13 protein-coding genes are annotated in these 16,683 nt (G+C 70.6%); 1 reads left to right on the top strand and 12 read right to left on the bottom strand.

The genetic code is table 11. The features are described from left to right. Positions 1-427: 427 nt before the first annotated feature. A complete protein-coding gene (ileS, locus tag IE136_RS01830; RefSeq protein ID WP_189599219.1) occupies positions 428-3,571 on the top strand; it encodes an isoleucine--tRNA ligase in 3,144 nt (1,047 codons plus the stop codon). Between the two features lie 612 nt (positions 3,572-4,183). On the opposite strand, the gene IE136_RS01825 is transcribed toward ileS, so the two are convergent. From IE136_RS01825 to IE136_RS01770, 12 genes are all read right to left on the bottom strand, one after another. Further along, on the bottom strand, positions 4,184-5,299 hold the full coding sequence (locus tag IE136_RS01825; RefSeq protein WP_189599218.1) for a DivIVA domain-containing protein: 1,116 nt from the start codon (positions 5,297-5,299) through the stop codon (positions 4,184-4,186). A 55-nt stretch (positions 5,300-5,354) separates the two neighbouring features. Then, complete coding sequence (locus IE136_RS01820; protein ID WP_158986479.1) at positions 5,355-5,645, bottom strand: YggT family protein; 291 nt, start codon at positions 5,643-5,645, stop codon at positions 5,355-5,357. A 78-nt stretch (positions 5,646-5,723) separates the two neighbouring features. After that, on the bottom strand, positions 5,724-6,356 hold the full coding sequence (locus IE136_RS01815) for a cell division protein SepF (protein ID WP_158986481.1): 633 nt from the start codon (positions 6,354-6,356) through the stop codon (positions 5,724-5,726). Positions 6,357-6,480: 124 nt separating this feature from the next. Then, positions 6,481-7,200: a YggS family pyridoxal phosphate-dependent enzyme gene (locus IE136_RS01810; protein ID WP_158994172.1), complete on the bottom strand. Its 720-nt coding sequence runs from the start codon at positions 7,198-7,200 to the stop codon at positions 6,481-6,483. Positions 7,201-7,214: 14 nt separating this feature from the next. Continuing rightward, complete coding sequence (pgeF, locus tag IE136_RS01805; RefSeq protein ID WP_162467826.1) at positions 7,215-7,922, bottom strand: peptidoglycan editing factor PgeF; 708 nt, start codon at positions 7,920-7,922, stop codon at positions 7,215-7,217. Positions 7,923-7,939: 17 nt separating this feature from the next. Beyond that, positions 7,940-9,154 carry a cell division protein FtsZ gene (ftsZ, locus tag IE136_RS01800; protein WP_158986485.1) on the bottom strand — a complete coding sequence of 405 codons (1,215 nt, stop codon included), beginning with the start codon at positions 9,152-9,154 and terminating at the stop codon, positions 7,940-7,942. A 279-nt stretch (positions 9,155-9,433) separates the two neighbouring features. Further along, positions 9,434-10,237, bottom strand: coding sequence for a cell division protein FtsQ/DivIB (locus tag IE136_RS01795; protein ID WP_189599217.1), 804 nt, complete (start codon positions 10,235-10,237; stop codon positions 9,434-9,436). A gap of 47 nt (positions 10,238-10,284) precedes the next feature. Beyond that, positions 10,285-11,379 (bottom strand): undecaprenyldiphospho-muramoylpentapeptide beta-N-acetylglucosaminyltransferase, encoded by a 1,095-nt coding sequence (gene murG / locus IE136_RS01790; RefSeq protein WP_158986487.1) that lies wholly within the window; start codon positions 11,377-11,379, stop codon positions 10,285-10,287. A gap of 6 nt (positions 11,380-11,385) precedes the next feature. Beyond that, on the bottom strand, positions 11,386-12,726 hold the full coding sequence (ftsW, locus tag IE136_RS01785) for a putative lipid II flippase FtsW (RefSeq protein ID WP_158986489.1): 1,341 nt from the start codon (positions 12,724-12,726) through the stop codon (positions 11,386-11,388). A gap of 54 nt (positions 12,727-12,780) precedes the next feature. After that, entirely contained in the window at positions 12,781-14,208 is a 1,428-nt protein-coding gene (gene murD, locus IE136_RS01780) for a UDP-N-acetylmuramoyl-L-alanine--D-glutamate ligase (RefSeq protein WP_189599216.1), read from the bottom strand. Then, complete coding sequence (mraY, locus tag IE136_RS01775) at positions 14,190-15,260, bottom strand: phospho-N-acetylmuramoyl-pentapeptide-transferase (RefSeq protein ID WP_158986493.1); 1,071 nt, start codon at positions 15,258-15,260, stop codon at positions 14,190-14,192. Before mraY ends, murD begins: the two co-directional genes overlap by 19 nt. Next, positions 15,257-16,681, bottom strand: coding sequence for a UDP-N-acetylmuramoyl-tripeptide--D-alanyl-D-alanine ligase (locus IE136_RS01770; protein ID WP_158986495.1), 1,425 nt, complete (start codon positions 16,679-16,681; stop codon positions 15,257-15,259). The genes mraY and IE136_RS01770 overlap by 4 nt, the downstream gene beginning before the upstream one ends. Positions 16,682-16,683 lie beyond the last annotated feature (2 nt).

Genomic DNA, 16,683 nt, shown 5'->3' with positions numbered 1-16,683 from the left:
GCCCCGTAATCCGCCCCACGGAGCCCGTCCGAAGTCCGGCCACGCCCGTATGACCATTCGGGTCACGCCCGCCTTCCCCGGGGATGTCCCGCCCCGCCCCGAAAAGCGGTCTGCCGACCCGCTCCCCGCCCCGTACACTGGGCGGAGCGAAAGGCTTGGATGGGGACGAGTAGCGTCGTACGCAGCCATGAGCGACCCGGGGACGGTGAGAGCCCGGGGGCGAGCCCGATGTGAAGCATCACCCCGGAGCCGCCGGAAGAACACCGCGGGCAGCGCCCTCGGTCAGTAGACCCGGCATCGCGACCCCAATGAGGGGGTCACGGGCACACGCCCGGGGCCAAGGAGGGTGGTACCGCGGGAGCCGCGCAGCACGGCGCTCTCGTCCCTCCGGACGGAAACGAAGCAGTCCGCCGGAGGAAGTTCGCCGATGAAACCGCCGCAGTACCGCCAGGTGCCCGCCCAGGTCGACCTGCCCGCGCTCGAGCACGCCGTGCTCGACTTCTGGCAGGAGAGCAAGGTCTTCGCCAAGACCCTGGAGCAGTCCGAGGGTCGCCCCGAGTGGGTGTTCTACGAAGGCCCGCCCACCGCCAACGGCATGCCCGGCGCCCACCACATCGAGGCCCGCGTCTTCAAGGACGTCTTCCCCCGCTTCCGGACCATGCGCGGCTACCACGTGGCCCGCAAGGCCGGCTGGGACTGCCACGGCCTGCCGGTCGAGCTGGCCGTGGAGAAGGAGCTCGGCTTCTCCGGCAAGAAGGACATCGAGGAATACGGCATCGCCGCGTTCAACGACAAGTGCCGCGAGTCCGTGACCCGGCACACCGACGCCTTCGCCGAGCTGACGACCCGGATGGGCTACTGGGTCGACCTCGACGACGCGTACCGGACGATGGACCCCGAGTACATCGAGTCGGTCTGGTGGTCGCTCAAGCAGATCTTCGGCAAGGGCCTGCTCGTCCAGGATCACCGCGTCGCCCCCTGGTGCCCGCGCTGCGGCACCGGCCTCTCCGACCACGAGCTGGCGCAGGGGTACGAAACGGTCGTCGACCCCTCCGTCTTCGTCCGCTTCCCGCTGACCTCCGGCCCGCTCGCCGGCCAGGCCGCTCTCCTGGTCTGGACGACGACCCCCTGGACCCTGGTCTCCAACACGGCGGTCGCGGCCCACCCCGAGGTCACCTACGTCGTCGCCTCGAACGGCGAGGAGAAGCTGGTCGTCGCCCAGCCGCTCCTGGAGAAGGCGCTCGGCGAGGGCTGGGTGACCACCGGCGAGTCCTTCACGGGCGCGGAGATGGAGCGCTGGACGTACCAGCGCCCCTTCGAGCTGGTGGAGTTCCCGGCCGAGGCGCACTACGTCGTCAACGCCGAGTACGTGACGACCGAGGACGGTACGGGTCTGGTCCACCAGTCCCCCGCCTTCGGTGAGGACGACCTCAAGGTCTGCCGCGCCTACGGCCTGCCGGTCGTGAACCCGGTCCGCCCTGACGGCACGTTCGAGGAGGACGTCCCGCTGGTCGGCGGCGTCTTCTTCAAGAAGGCCGACGAGGCCCTCACGGCCGACCTGGGCGCGCGCGGCCTGCTCTTCAAGCACGTCCCGTACGAGCACAGCTATCCGCACTGCTGGCGCTGCCACACGGCGCTGCTGTACTACGCGCAGCCGTCCTGGTACATCCGTACGACCGCCGTCAAGGACCGTCTCCTCCAGGAGAACGAGAAGACGAACTGGTTCCCGGACTCGGTCAAGCACGGTCGCTTCGGCGACTGGCTGAACAACAACATCGACTGGGCGCTCTCGCGCAGCCGCTACTGGGGCACCCCGCTGCCGCTGTGGCGTTGTGAGGACGACCACCTCACGTGCGTGGGCTCGCGCGCCGAGCTGACCGAGCTGACGGGCACGGACCAGTCGGAACTGGACCCGCACCGCCCGTACATCGACGCGGTGACCTTCCCGTGCCCGGCGGACGGCTGCGCGAAGACCGCGAGCCGCGTCCCCGAGGTGATCGACGCCTGGTACGACTCGGGTTCGATGCCGTTCGCGCAGTGGGGCTACCCGTACAAGAACAAGGAACTCTTCGAGTCCCGCTACCCGGCCCAGTTCATCTCCGAGGCCATCGACCAGACGCGCGGCTGGTTCTACACGCTGATGGCGGTCGGCACGCTGGTCTTCGACAAGTCGTCGTACGAGAACGTCGTCTGCCTGGGCCACATCCTCGCCGAGGACGGCCGCAAGATGTCCAAGCACCTGGGCAACATCCTGCAGCCGATCCCGCTCATGGACCAGCACGGCGCCGACGCCGTCCGCTGGTTCATGGCGGCCGGCGGCTCCCCGTGGGCGGCCCGCCGCGTCGGCCACGGCACCATCCAGGAGGTCGTGCGCAAGACGCTTCTGACGTACTGGAACACGGTCGCCTTCCAGGCGCTGTACGCCCGTACGTCCGGCTGGGCGCCGAGCGCGGCGGACCCGGCACCGGCCGAGCGCACCGTGCTCGACCGCTGGCTGCTGAGCGAGCTGCACACGCTGGTGGACCAGGTGACGCAGGCGATGGAGTCGTACGACACCCAGCGCGCGGGCAAGCTGCTGTCGGCCTTCGTCGACGATCTGTCGAACTGGTACGTGCGTCGCTCGCGGCGCCGGTTCTGGCAGGGCGACAAGGCGGCGCTGCGCACGCTCCACGACGTCGTGGAGACCGTCACGCGCCTCATGGCGCCGCTGACCCCCTTCATCACGGAGCGGGTCTGGCAGGACCTGGTGGTGCCGGTGACGCCGGAAGCCCCCGAGTCGGTCCACCTCTCGTCGTGGCCGGAGGCGGACGCGTCCGCGATCGACCCGGAGCTGTCGCAGCAGATGCTGCTGGTCCGCCGCCTGGTCGAGCTCGGTCGCGCGACGCGCGCCGAGTCGGGCGTCAAGACCCGCCAGCCGTTGTCGCGGGCCCTGGTCGCGGCGACGGGCTTCTCCGCCCTCTCGCCGGAGCTCCAGGCACAGATCACGGAGGAGCTGAACGTCTCCTCGCTGGCCTCGCTGTCGGAGGTCGGCGGCTCGCTGGTCGACACGACGGCGAAGGCGAACTTCCGGGCGCTGGGCAAGCGCTTCGGCAAGGGCGTCCAGGACGTGGCCAAGGCGGTCGCGGCCGCCGACGCGGCCGCGCTGTCCTTGGCGCTGCGCTCCGGCGAGGCGACGGTCACGGTGAACGGCGAGGAGGTGGCCCTCTCCCCGGAGGAGGTCATCATCACGGAGACGCCGCGTGAGGGCTGGTCGGTGGCCTCGGACGCGGGTGCGACGGTCGCCCTGGACCTGGAGATCACTCCGGAGCTCCGGCGGGCGGGCCTGGCGCGCGACGCGATCCGCCTGATCCAGGAGGCCCGTAAGAACAGCGGCCTGGACGTGGCGGACCGGATCGCCCTGCGGTGGTCCTCGGAGTCCCCGGAGACGACGGAGGCCCTGACGGCCCACGCGGAACTGATCGCGGACGAGGTGCTCGCCACGGACTACGCGACGGGCCCGGCCGACGACTCCTTCGGCGCCCCCTTCACGGACGAGTCCCTCGCCCTGGCCTTCCGCCTCCGCAAGGTCTGACGCCCCGCCTCCAAGGGCCCGGCACCCCCGTTGGGGGCGCCGGGCCCTTCCACATCCCGCCCCCACCGAAGCGATCAGGATCGCCGAAGCTCCAGCCTCGCCCTGCCCGGCGCCGCGAAACCGCCGCACCCTTCGCCAGGGCGTGGGGGGCCCCCGACCCGGCCCGGCGCCGTGAAGCCGCCACCACCTCTGCCGCGGGGGGGGGGCGCGGGTCCCAGCCGGGCCCCGGCGGCCCGAACTGCCGCACCCTCCGCTGGAGCGCAAGGGTGCCCCCGACCCCGCCCCGCCGGCACGAGGCCGCCAAACCCTGCCGGAGAAGCGGGCCGCGCCCCCAGCCCCCCGGCTGGGGGCGCGGCGCCGGATCCCCAACCGCCCCGACGCCGCGAAACCGCCGCATCCGGCCCGGGGGCGAGGGGGCGGGGCCCGCATGGCGCCGCCGCCGGGGTCTGGGGCGGAGTCCAGTCCGGGAAGGGGCGGGGTGGGAAAAGGGCCCCGCCCGCAGGTGCCCCCGCTCCCCGCCCCGCCCACGGCAAAAGGCCGGGCCCCTGGTTTCCCAGGGGCCCGGCCCTCAGCCTGCCGACGGCTACGCGCTCATCGCGCGGCCCGCCGCCGTCAGTTGTCGTCCTCGTCGATCAGGAAGCCGCGCATCGGCGCCGGCGCCTGCTGCATCGGCTGCGGCGCCTGCGGCCGCACCGGTGCCATCGGCTGGGTCATCGCCGGAGACATCTGCTGCTGGCCGCCGTACGACGGGGCGCCACCCATGGACGGCGCGCCGCCCATCGTGCCGTTGCCGCCGTAGGACGGGGCGCCCGCGCCCGCCGAGGCCATCGAGGGCGACGGCGGCAGGGAGGCCGTGGCCGGCGTCCGCGGCGGAGCCAGCGAGTCGTCGGCCTGGGTCTCCAGCTGGCGCAGCTGCGACTCCAGGTAGGACTTCAGACGCGTGCGGTACTCGCGCTCGAAGCCGCGCAGGTCCTCCACCTTGCGCTCCAGCGTGGCGCGGGCGGACTCCAGCGAGCCCATCGCGACGCGGTGCTTCTCCTGCGCGTCCCGCTCCAGCGCGTCGGCCTTGGCGCGGGCGTCCCGCTCCAGACCCTCGGCGCGCGAACGTGCCTCGCCGACGATCTTGTTGGCCTCGGAACGGGCCTCCGCGATCGCCTGGTCGGCCGTCTGCTGGGCCAGCGAGAGCACACGGGCAGCGCTGTCGCCACCCGGGCCCTGGCTCTGCTGCGGCATCTGCTGCTGCATCTGCTGCTGGGGGTGGCCCATGGGGCCGCCCATCGGCTGCCCCATGGGGCCGCCCTGCATCTGGCCCTGCATCTGGCCCTGCATCTGACCCGGGCCCATCGGGCCGCCCTGCATCGGGCCGGGGCCGTGGCCACCCGGGCCGGCGGGGAGCTGGGGCGCACCGGAGGGAAGCTGCGGCGGGCCCATCTGCGGGGGCTGCTGCTGGACCGGCGGTCCGGATATGGCCGCGGGCACGGGGGCGCCGGGACCGACGGGACGATCCTGCTGCTCCGGCGGCTTGCGCATGCCCTGCTGCTGGTTCTGCGCGGCAGCGCGCGTCGCAGCGGCCAGCTTGGCGCGCAGGTCCTCGTTCTCGCGGAGCAGGCGGGTCAGTTCGGCTTCGACCTCGTCGAGGAAGGCATCGACCTCGTCCTCGTCATAGCCTTCTCGAAGGCGGACGGTCGTGAACTGCTTGTTCCGCACGTCCTCGGGAGTCAGCGGCATCTCTTCTTCACCTCTACGTAGTCGTCGGCAGTCGGCAAGACCGTATCGTCCACATTCACCTCGCGAAGCTGCTCACGATGGAGATCAGGATGTAGACGATGATCATCAGAACGAAGAAGGACAGGTCGAGTGCCACGCCCCCGAGACGCAACGGCGGGATAACCCGCCGCAGAAGCTTGAGCGGTGGATCGGTGACAGTGTAGGTGGCCTCCAGAACGACCACCATCGCCTTACCGGGTTGCCATGAACGGGCGAACTGGAAGACGTAATCCATGACCAATCGGAAGATCAGCACGATGAGGAAGCACATCAGAGCGATGTAGACCACTTGTAGTGCGACGCCCATCCCGCGCTTCCCTCTCCCCTGGCTCTCGTGCTCTCGCTCGACCGGCCTCTCAGCCGGTCCGTTCCGGTGTCGTGTTTCTCAGCTCTGGTTGAAGAATCCGCCCTCTGCGATCCGGGCCTTGTCCTCCGCCGTGACATCGACGTTAGCAGGCGACAACAGGAAGACCTTCTGCGTCACGCGCTCAATGCTGCCATGGAGCCCGAAGACGAGTCCGGCGGCAAAGTCGACAAGTCGCTTCGCGTCGGTGTCGTCCATCTCCGTGAGATTCATGATCACCGGGGTGCCCTCGCGGAAGTGTTCCCCGATGGTACGGGCTTCGTTGTAGGTCCGCGGGTGCAGTGTGGTGATGCGGTACGGCTCCCGCTCGGACACGACCTTGGGCATGATCACGGGTGCGTTCTTCTCCAGGCTCGGACGTTCGGGTGTGATGGATGCCACGGGGGCAATGCGCGCCGGACGTCCATTTTCGGCGGATAGCGGGACGGAATGCGCGACCGGCTCACGCTCGCGCTCTCGCTGGGCGGGCGGCACCGCCACGCGCACCGGCTCCTCCCGCTCCACCTGCCGCGGAGGCTGGTGGCGCCGCTCACGCTCGGGCTCCGGTTCCAGCTCGGGTTCGAAGTCGTCGTCGGGGTCGAATCCCCGGCCGTCGTACCCATCGTCCTCCACGAGGCCGAGGTAGACCGCCATCTTGCGCATCGCGCCGGCCATTCTCTGAGTCCTCCGCTCTGTGGTGGATCGGCATCGTCACCAAGTGCCCGCGATCCACGAGGTCTGCCCGCCTATTGGCGGAAATGACCATATTTTCTGCTGTGGTCCGACTTGCTTCGCGACGTTACCCGAGCCTGGGGCGGACACCCAGTACCGCCGTACCGATGCGCACATGTGTCGCTCCGGCCGCCACGGCGTCCTCCAGGTCCGCACTCATGCCTGCTGACACCATGTTCGCAGCCGGACGGGTCGCGCGCAGGACAGTCGACAAATCCATCAACCGGTCGAACGCGGCCCGTTGCCGTCCCGCGTACGGACCGGCGAGCGGCGCGACGGTCATCAGTCCGTCGAGCCGCAGCCGGGGTGCGGCGTCCACGGCCGCCGCCAACTCCTCGATGCCGTCCGGGGCCACACCGCCCCGCTCACCCCGCTCGCCCGACCCGGCGTCGAGCGCGACCTGGATGAGACAGCCGAGCTCGCGCCCGGCCCTCTCCGCCCCCACCGAGAGAGCGGTGACGAGCTTCGGACGGTCGACCGACTGCACGACATCCGCATAACTCGTCACAGAACGGACCTTGTTGGTCTGCAACTGACCGACGAAGTGCCAGCGGAGGTCCAGATCCGCACAGGCAGCGGCCTTGGGAGCGGCGTCCTGGTCCCGGTTCTCCGCGACGTCGCGGACACCGAGTTCGTGAAGGAGCCTCACATCGCTCGCCGGGTAGGTCTTCGTGACCACGATGAGGGTCACGTCCTCCCGCTTCCGACCGGCTGCCGCGCAGGCGGCGGCGATACGTTCCTCCACTCGCGCCAGGTTCTCGGCGAGTTCGGCCTTGCGGCCCGTCATGCCCGTCATCTCTCTCAGTCCAACCAGACATATCCCGCGAGTCGCCCCGTGGTGCGATCGCGGCGGTACGAGTAGTGGTCGCCCGACTCGCGGGTGCAGACCGCGTCGGCCCGACGGTCCCCGATCCCGAGCCGCTCCAGCTGGGCGTGGACTCCGGCCGTGACGTCGACGGCCGGGGTCCCCCAGCTGGTCTCGGCCCACGCGGCCGGCTCGACCGCCGCGACCTCGTCCCGCATCCGGGCCGGCACCTCGTAGCAGCGTCCGCAGACGGCGGGGCCGGTCCGGGCGCTGATCCGCGAGGGGTCGGCACCGAGTTCGATCATGGCCTTCACCACTGCCGGGACGACCCCGGCCACCATCCCGGGCCGGCCGGCGTGGGCCGCGGCCGCGACCCCGGCGGCCGGGTCGGCGAGGAGGACAGGAGTGCAGTCGGCGGTGAGGACCGCGAGCGCGAGTCCGCGCCGGGTGGTGACGACCGCGTCGACGGACGGGATGCCGACGGTGTCCCACGGGCCGTCCACCACGGCCACGTCCGCGCCGTGGACCTGGTTCATCCAGACCACCAGCGCCGGGTCGAGCCCGAGCCGCTCCGCGACGCGCGCCCGGTTGGTCCGGACGGCCTCGGGGTCGTCCCCCACCGCCCCGCCGAGGTTGAGCTCCTCGTACGGAACGGCGCTCACCCCGCCCCACCTGTCGGTGAAAGCGAAGTGCGCGCCGTTCACGGGCTCGAGCCGGTCTATCACTTCAGGAAGTCCGGGACATCCAGCTCTTCGGCCGCGGTGTCCGGGTAGGGACGGGCCGTCGGGACCACCGGCGGGGCGACCGGCGGCAGCGCGGTCTCGTTGGCCGCCGGAACCGGCTCGGCCGGGGCGGCCGGCTCGTCCCGCGGGGCGACGGTGCCGAGACCGCCGAGGGGACGCGGGTTCTCGTTGGCGCGCGGCGCCGGGGCCGGCTCCTCGCGCTTGGCGGAGGCCGAGCTGAGGATGTTGTCCCGGCGGGCCGGCGGCTGGCCGCCGTCGAAGCCGGCCGCGATGACCGTGACCCGTACCTCGTCGCCCAGGGCGTCGTCGATGACGGCGCCGAAGATGATGTTGGCCTCGGGGTGGGCGGCCTCGCTCACCAGCTGCGCGGCCTCGTTGATCTCGAAGAGACCGAGGTCCGAGCCACCGGAGATGGAGAGCAGCACGCCACGGGCGCCGTCGATGGACGCCTCCAGGAGCGGCGAGGAGATCGCCATCTCGGCGGCGGCGACCGCGCGGTCGTCGCCGCGGGCGGAACCGATGCCCATGAGGGCCGACCCGGCCTCGGACATGACCGACTTGACGTCGGCGAAGTCGAGGTTGATCAGGCCGGGGGTGGTGATGAGGTCGGTGATGCCCTGCACACCGCTCAGCAGCACCTGGTCGGCCGACTTGAAGGCGTCGAGCACGGAGACCTGGCGGTCCGAGATCGAGAGCAGACGGTCGTTCGGGATGACGATGAGGGTGTCGACCTCTTCGCGGAGCTCGGCGATGCCGTCCTCCGCCTGGTTGGCCCGACGGCGTCCCTCGAAGGTGAACGGCCGGGTGACCACACCGATCGTCAGGGCGCCGAGCGAGCGCGCGATGTTGGCGACGACGGGTGCGCCGCCGGTGCCGGTGCCGCCGCCTTCGCCTGCGGTGACGAAGACCATGTCGGCCCCCTTGAGGACCTCCTCGATCTCCTCACGGTGGTCCTCTGCCGCCTTGCGACCGACTGCCGGGTTCGCCCCGGCCCCGAGGCCGCGGGTGAGTTCACGACCGACGTCGAGCTTGACGTCGGCGTCGCTCATCAACAGCGCTTGCGCGTCGGTGTTGATCGCGATGAACTCGACGCCCTTGAGACCGACCTCGATCATTCGGTTGATGGCATTGACACCACCGCCGCCGACACCGATGACCTTGATGACTGCGAGGTAGTTCTGCGGTGCTGCCACGTCGAAGGCCTCTCGCCTCGAGTTACGTGTCGCCGCTTCGCGGTGGTAGTCGCGCTGCGACGACGGATGCCGATGGGACGGTCCGAAACGCCGACCCAAACCCTAACGTTGAAGTTTAGGGTTACCAGTGTCTCTGTTCGCTGGACTCTTCCGAACAGGACACTAAGTCGACAAGTGGCGCACGTTCAACGAACACGCCGAACCTCCCGTTTTTCTTTTCACCCTATGTGATCACCCGTAGCGCTGGCCAACCAGGGTGCTGGCCAGCGGCGATGGGCGTCAACTCCCGGACGCCGCCGGGGCGGTGGGGGCGCTTACATCGAAGTGCCCCGCTTTGGGTGTCGCCTTCATCAGCGCCGTGAGGACGCGTGCCTTGACGGCTCCGTCCTCGGCGCTGCCCCAGAAGACCGTGCGGCCGCCGCCGAGCTCCAGGGTGAGGGAGTCGTACGAGCTGACGCGGACGACACGCGTGTCCCGGGCGACTTTCTCGGGGAGTTCGCCCGTCGCGCGTACCGCTTCACGCAGCAGCCGGTCGGCGTCGAAGCGCCGCAGACTCGGTGAGGAGGCTGCGTCCAGAACGAGTTTCGGTACGCCTCGGGGGGCTTTGTCCACCGTGGCGTAACGCGTTCCGGTGGAGTCCACTTCCGTGAACTTTCCGCCCTTTTCCACCACCAGAACCGGCTGCCGTTCCGTCACTTCAAGACCGATTCCATGTGGCCAGGACCGCTCGACCGTCACCGTGTCGATGCGGGGCAATTTCTGCCGCAGCCGCGCTTCGATCGCTTCCGTTTCGACCGAGATGAGCGGCGACCCGATCGGGACGGCGGCCACCGCCTCCACCTCACGGACCGTCAGAACACGCGTGCCGGAAGTCTTCACATGTTCCACACGCAGCCAGGAGGAACCGTAGAGCGCCCAGAGTCCGCCGGCCACCGTCGCGAGCACGGCCAGAGCGATCCACAGGACCCGCGGCCCGGGCACCCGGAAGCGACCGCTCCGGGTACCCGTACGGGACGGCCGTCCCGACGACCCCTTCGGCCTGCTCGCGCCGTTCTTCTCGGCGGTCGTCGGTCCAGCTGCCACCTCGCGTCCCCTGCCTTCCGTCGTGAGGGCTCGGCTCGCCAGGTTCTTTACGCCTGGCGGCGGGCGTTGATCGCCTCGTACACCATCCCGACGAGGAGGTCGTCGGCGTCCCGGCGGCCGAACTCGGCGGCGGCGCGGGACATCTCGTACAGCCGGTGCGGATCGGCGAGCACGGGCAGGACGTTGCCCTGGACCCACTGCGGCGTCAGCTCCGCGTCGTCGACCAGCAGACCGCCGCCGGCCTTGACGACGGGCTGGGCGTTGAGCCGCTGTTCGCCGTTGCCGATGGGCAGCGGGACATAGGCGGCCGGCAGCCCGACGGCGGAGAGTTCGGCGACGGTCATCGCGCCCGCGCGGCAGAGCATCATGTCGGCGGCGGCGTACGCGAGGTCCATCCGGTCCAGGTACGGCACCGGCACGTACGGCGGCATCCCGGGCATGTTGTCGACGCGCGGCACCTCGTTCTTCGGGCCGACCGCGTGCAGGATCTGGACGCCCGAGCGCTGGAGCACCGGGGCGATCTGCTGGATGACCTCGTTGAGCCGGCGCGCGCCCTGCGAGCCGCCGGAGACCAGCAGGGTCGGCAGGTTCGGGTCGAGGCCGAAGGCGGCGCGCGCCTCGGGACGCACCCGGGCCCGGTCGAGGGTGGCGATGGAGTGCCGCAGCGGGATGCCGATGTAACGGGCATTGCGGAGCTTGGAGTCCGGCGTGGCGACGCCGACCCCGGCCGCGTACCGCGAGCCGATCTTGTTGGCCAGGCCCGGCCGGGCGTTGGCCTCGTGGACGACGATCGGCACCCCCAGCCGCTTGGCGGCGAGGTAGCCGGGCAGCGCCACGTAGCCGCCGAAGCCGACCACGCAGTCCGCCTTGGTGCGCTCCAGGATCTGCTCGGCGGCCTTGATGGTGCCACGCAGCCGCCCGGGGACGGTGATCAGCTCCGGGGTGGGCTTGCGTGGCAGCGGCACGGCGGGGATGAGGGCCAATTCGTAGCCCCGCTCGGGCACGAGCCGGGTCTCCAGACCCTTCTCCGTGCCGAGCGCCGTGATTCCCACGCTCGGGTCCTGCCTCCGCAGGGCGTCCGCGAGGGCGAGCGCGGGCTCGATGTGGCCGGCGGTCCCCCCGCCGGCGAGTACGACATGCACCGAAATTCACCGCTCTCCGGACGGACGCTTCTTGACGCGCCGTCGCATCGACTTCCATCTCACTCCGGCCCGCTTGCCCCAGCCGGGGCGCCGCATGGCCAGGGCCGCTTTCGCGGCGGGTTCCTGTCGCGCGAAGGCGATGAGGAGCCCGACCGCGAACATGGTCGGCAGCAGGGCCGACCCCCCGTAGGAGAACAGCGGGAGCGGGACTCCGGCGATCGGCAGCAGGCCGAGCACCGCACCGATGTTGATCACGGCCTGGGCCGTGATCCAGGTGGTCACGCCTCCCGCGGCGTACCTCACGAAGGGCTCCTCCGTGCGTCCGGCCACGCGGATACCCGCATAGCCTAGAGCCGCGAACAGGGCGAGTACCGACAGCGTCCCCGCGAGACCCAGTTCCTCCCCGGTGACAGCGAAGATGAAGTCGGTGTGCGCCTCGGGTAGTTGGCCCCATTTTTCCACACTGGCACCCAGTCCGGAACCGAACCATCCGCCTGAGGCCAGAGCATAGATCCCGTGCGCCGCCTGGAGGCAGGGGGCGCCCTCTCCGCCGGGGTCGGTGGCGCCGATGCAGGCGAATCGCTTCATCCGGTTCTCGCTGGTCCTGATCAGCAGGAAGCCGATCGTCCCGGCGAAGGTGAGCACCCCGACGAAGAGCCGGGTGGGCGCTCCGGCCGTCCACAGCAGGCCGAAGAGGATCGCGGTGAGGACGATCGTCGTCCCCATGTCCCCGCCCAGCATGATCAGCCCGAGCAGCAGGAAGGCCCCCGGGACCAGCGGAACCAGCATGTGCTTCCACTGGGTGAGAAGTTTCATGTCCTGCTTGCGGGCGAGCAGGTCGGCCCCCCACAGGATCAGCGCCAGCTTGCCGAACTCGCTGGGCTGCAGCATGAACGGTCCGCCCAGGGAGATCCAGTTCTGGTTGCCGCCGACGGCACGCCCTATCCCCGGGATCTGGACCAGCACCATCAGGAAGACCGCGCCGACCAGGATCGGGTACGCGAGCGCCCGGTGGAGCTTGACAGGCATCCGGGAGGCCACCAGGAGCAGCGCGGTGCCGAGGACCGCGGCGAAGAACTGCTTGCGGAAGAAGTACGACGGCACGAGGTCGTACCGCAGCGCCGTGATCATGGACGCCGAGTAGACCATCACGAGGCCGAGCGTCGTGATGAGCAGCCCCGCGCCGAGGATCACGTAGTACGCCGTCAGAGGCCGGTCCCAGGCCCGTCGCGCCCGCTCGTACGTTCGTCGTACCGTCTCGCCGCGCAGGCGCCGCGGAGGCGCGGGAACGCGGCCTCCGCCGCGTACGGCGGAGGGCCGACGAGTCCCGGCGGTTCTGCTCGGCATGGTCGCTGTCCCCTCCAGTCGTGCCCGGCTCGGCCGGACCTGTTGCTGGTCAGGTCAGGCGCGCCCGGTGGCGGCGAGGGCGCGGACCGCATCCGCGAACGCCTCGCCCCGCTTGTTGTAATTGGCGAACATGTCCATCGAGGCGCAGGCCGGGGCCAGCAGAACCGTGTCTCCCGGCCGGGCGAGCCCAGCCGCCTCCTGGACCGCCGCAGACATCGCCCCAGTGTCGGTCCGGTCGAGGTCCACCACCGGGACCTCGGGGGCGTGTCGCGCCAGGGCTTCGCGGACGAGCGCGCGGTCGGCGCCGATCAGCACGACCCCGCGCAGCCGCTTCGCCGACTTCTGGACCAGCTCGTCGAAGGTGGCGCCCTTGGCGAGGCCGCCGGCGATCCAGACGATGGGGTCGTAGGCCGCCAACGAGGCTTCGGCCGCGTGGGTGTTGGTGGCCTTGGAGTCGTCGACGTACGTGACGCCCTCGACCTCCTCGACGAGTTCGATGCGGTGCGGGTCGGGCCGGAAGGCGCGCAGCCCGTCCCGTACGGCCTTCGGTTCGACGCCGAAGGCGCGGGCCAGGGCCGCCGCGGCGAGCGCGTTGGCGATGTTGTGCGGGGCCGGCGGGTTCACGTCCGCGACCTCGGCCAGCTCCTGCGCCTGCTTCTGCCGGTTCTCCACGAAGGCCCGGTCGACGAGGATGCCCTCGACCACGCCGAGCTGGGAGGGTCCCGGCGTCCCCAGAGTGAAGCCGACGGCCCGGCAGCCCTCTTCGACGTCGGCCTCGCGGACCAGGTCCTCGGTCGCCTTGTCGGCGACGTTGTAGACGCAGGCGACGGTGTTGCCCTCGTAGATGCGGCCCTTGTCGGCGGCGTACGCCTCCATGGAGCCGTGCCAGTCGAGGTGGTCGGGCGCAAGGTTGAGCACGACGGCCGAGTGGGCGCGCAGGGACGGCGCCCAGTGGAGCTGGTAGCTGGAGAGTTCGACCGCGAGGACGTCGTACGTCTCGTCGCCGAGGACGGCGTCGAGCAGGGAGACGCCGATGTTGCCGACGGCCGCGGTCCGCAGCCCGGCCGCCTCCAGGATGGAGGCGAGCATCCGTACGGTCGTGGTCTTGCCGTTGGTGCCGGTGACGGCGAGCCAGGGGGCCGCATCGGGGCCGCGGAGCCGCCAGGCGAGCTCCACGTCGCCCCAGACCGGCACGCCCGCCTCGGCGGCGGCGGTGAACAGCGGCTTGTCGGGCCGCCAGCCGGGCGTGGTGACGATCAGCTCGGTGCCCTCGGGCAGGGTCGCCCCGTCGCCGAGGCGGACGGTGATCCCCTCCGTTTCGAGTGCGGCCGCCTGCGCCCGGGAGCGCTCGTCGTCACCGTCGTTCACGACGGTCACGACCGCGCCGAGGCCGTGCAGGACCCGGGCGGCGGGAATGCCGCTGACGCCCAGACCCGCGACGGTGACCCTCTTGCCGTTCCAGCTCACTTTTCGGATGCCCATCCCGCGTAGAAGAGTCCGAGGCCGACGATCACACACATGCCCTGGATGATCCAGAACCGGACCACCACGAGGACTTCGGACCACCCCTTGAGTTCGAAGTGGTGCTGGAGCGGCGCCATCCGGAAGACCCGCTTGCCGGTCATCTTGAACGAACCGACCTGGATGACCACGGACATGGTGATCAGGACGAACAGGCCGCCGAGCAGGGCGAGGAGCAGCTCCGTGCGGGAGCAGATGGCGAGACCGGCGAGCGCGCCGCCGAGGGCCAGCGAGCCGGTGTCGCCCATGAAGATCTTGGCGGGCGAGGTGTTCCACCACAGGAAGCCGAAGCAGGCGCCCATCAGGGCGGAGGCGACGACCGCGAGGTCGAGCGGATCGCGCACCTCGAAGCAGGCGTTGGGGTTGGTCAGGTCCATCGCGTTGGCGCAGGACTCCTGGAACTGCCAGAGCCCGATGAAGGTGTACGCGCCGAAGACCATCACCGACGCGCCGGTGGCCAGACCGTCCAGACCGTCCGTCAGGTTCACGCCGTTGGACATGGCCAGGATCATGAAGAGGGCCCAGACCACGAACAGCACCGGTCCGATGGACCAGCCGAAGTCGGCGATGAAGGAGAGCTTCGTGGAGGCCGGGGTCAGTCCGCGCAGGTCGGCGAACTGCAGCGCGAGCACCGCGAAGGCGATGCCGACGATGAGCTGGCCGGCCATCTTCGCCTTGGCCCGCAGACCCAGCGACCGCTGCTTGACGATCTTGATGTAGTCGTCGAGGAAGCCGACCAGGCCCATGCCGGCCATCAGGAAGAGGACCAGCACACCGGAGTACGTGGGGTCCTCACCGGTGATGACCTTGGCGAGCGCGTACGCGATGAGCGTGGCCAGGATGAAGGAGATGCCGCCCATGGTGGGCGTGCCCTTCTTCCCGGCGTGGCCGCGCGGGCCGTCGTCCCGGATGAACTGCCCGTACCCCTTGCGGGCGAGGAGCTTGATGAGCAGCGGAGTCCCGATCAGGGTCAGGAAGAGCCCGATGGCCCCCGCGAAGAGGATCTGCCTCATCGGCCCGAGACCTCGCTCTCGGAGTCGAGGAGGGCCAGGGCGACCCGCTCGAGCCCGACCGACCTGGAAGCCTTCACCAGCACGACGTCTCCCGGACGCAGCTCTCTGCGCAACAGGTCGACCGCCGCCCGCGCGTCGGACACGTGCACCGACTCCTCACCCCACGAACCCTCGTTATATGCGCCCAGTTGCAGCCAGGACGCTTCCCTGTCCCCGACCGCGACGAGCTTGCTGACGTTGAGCCGGACGGCCAGCCGTCCGACCGCGTCGTGCTCGGCGAGCGATGCGTCACCGAGCTCGGCCATCTTGCCGAGCACCGCCCACGTGCGGCCCCCCTGGGCCTGTGCGGCCCGGCCCATGGCCGCGAGCGCGCGCAGGGCGGCTCGCATGGACTCGGGGTTCGCGTTGTAGGCGTCGTTGACGATCGTCACGCCGTCCGGACGCTCGGTGACCTCCATGCGCCAGCGCGACAGGGAGCCCGCCTCGGAGAGCGCGGTGGCGATCTCCTGGACGGGCATGCCCAGCTCATGGGCGACGGCGGCCGCGGCGAGCGCGTTCGACACGTGGTGCTCACCGTACAGGCGCAAGGTCACGTCACTGCACCCGGTGGGTGTGTGAAGCCTGAAAGAGGGCTGTCCGTTCTCCGTGAGCCGGACATTCTCGGCACGTACGTCGGCGTCGTCGCCCTCTCCGAACAGGGTCACGCGCGCGTGGGTCCGCGTGGCCATGGCCCGGACGAGCGGGTCGTCGGCGTTGAGGACCGCCACTCCGCCCTTCTCGGCCGGCGGGAGGGACTCGACGAGTTCGCCCTTGGCCTGGGCGATCTGCTCACGGCCGCCGAACTCGCCGATGTGGGCGGTGCCCACGTTCAGGACGAGTCCGATGCGCGGCGGGGTCAGTCCGGTGAGGTAGCGGATGTGACCGATGCCGCGGGCGCCCATCTCGAGGACCAGGTGCTGCGTCTCGTCGCTCGCGCGCAGCGCCGTCAGCGGGAGCCCGATCTCGTTGTTGAGCGAGCCGGGCGTCCACACGGTCGGCGCGTGCCGCTGCAGGACCTGGGCGATGAGGTCCTTGGTGGAGGTCTTGCCCGCCGAGCCGGTGAGGGCGACGACATCGGTGCCGAGGCGTTCGACGACGGTGCGGGCGAGGGCGCCGAGGGCCGTCTGGACGTCGTCCACGACGATGGCGGGTACGCCGACGGGGCGGACGGCCAGGACGGCTGCCGCACCCGCCTCGACGGCGCGTACCGCGTAGTCGTGGCCGTCGACCTGTTCACCGGCGAAGGCGGCGAACAGGCTGCCGGGCGTCACCTCACGGGAGTCGATGACGACGGGGCCGGTGATCCGGACGGCCGGATCCGGTATGTCGTACGACTGCCCGCCGACGATTTCGGCGATCTCGGCGAGGGAGAGGGCGATCACAA

Origin of the sequence: Streptomyces lateritius (assembly GCF_014649715.1) — a bacterium.
Taxonomy (GTDB): Bacteria; Actinomycetota; Actinomycetes; order Streptomycetales; family Streptomycetaceae; genus Streptomyces; species Streptomyces lateritius.
The sequence above is the reverse complement of the archived record's forward strand: the minus strand, read 5'-3'. Positions and strand labels throughout refer to the sequence as shown.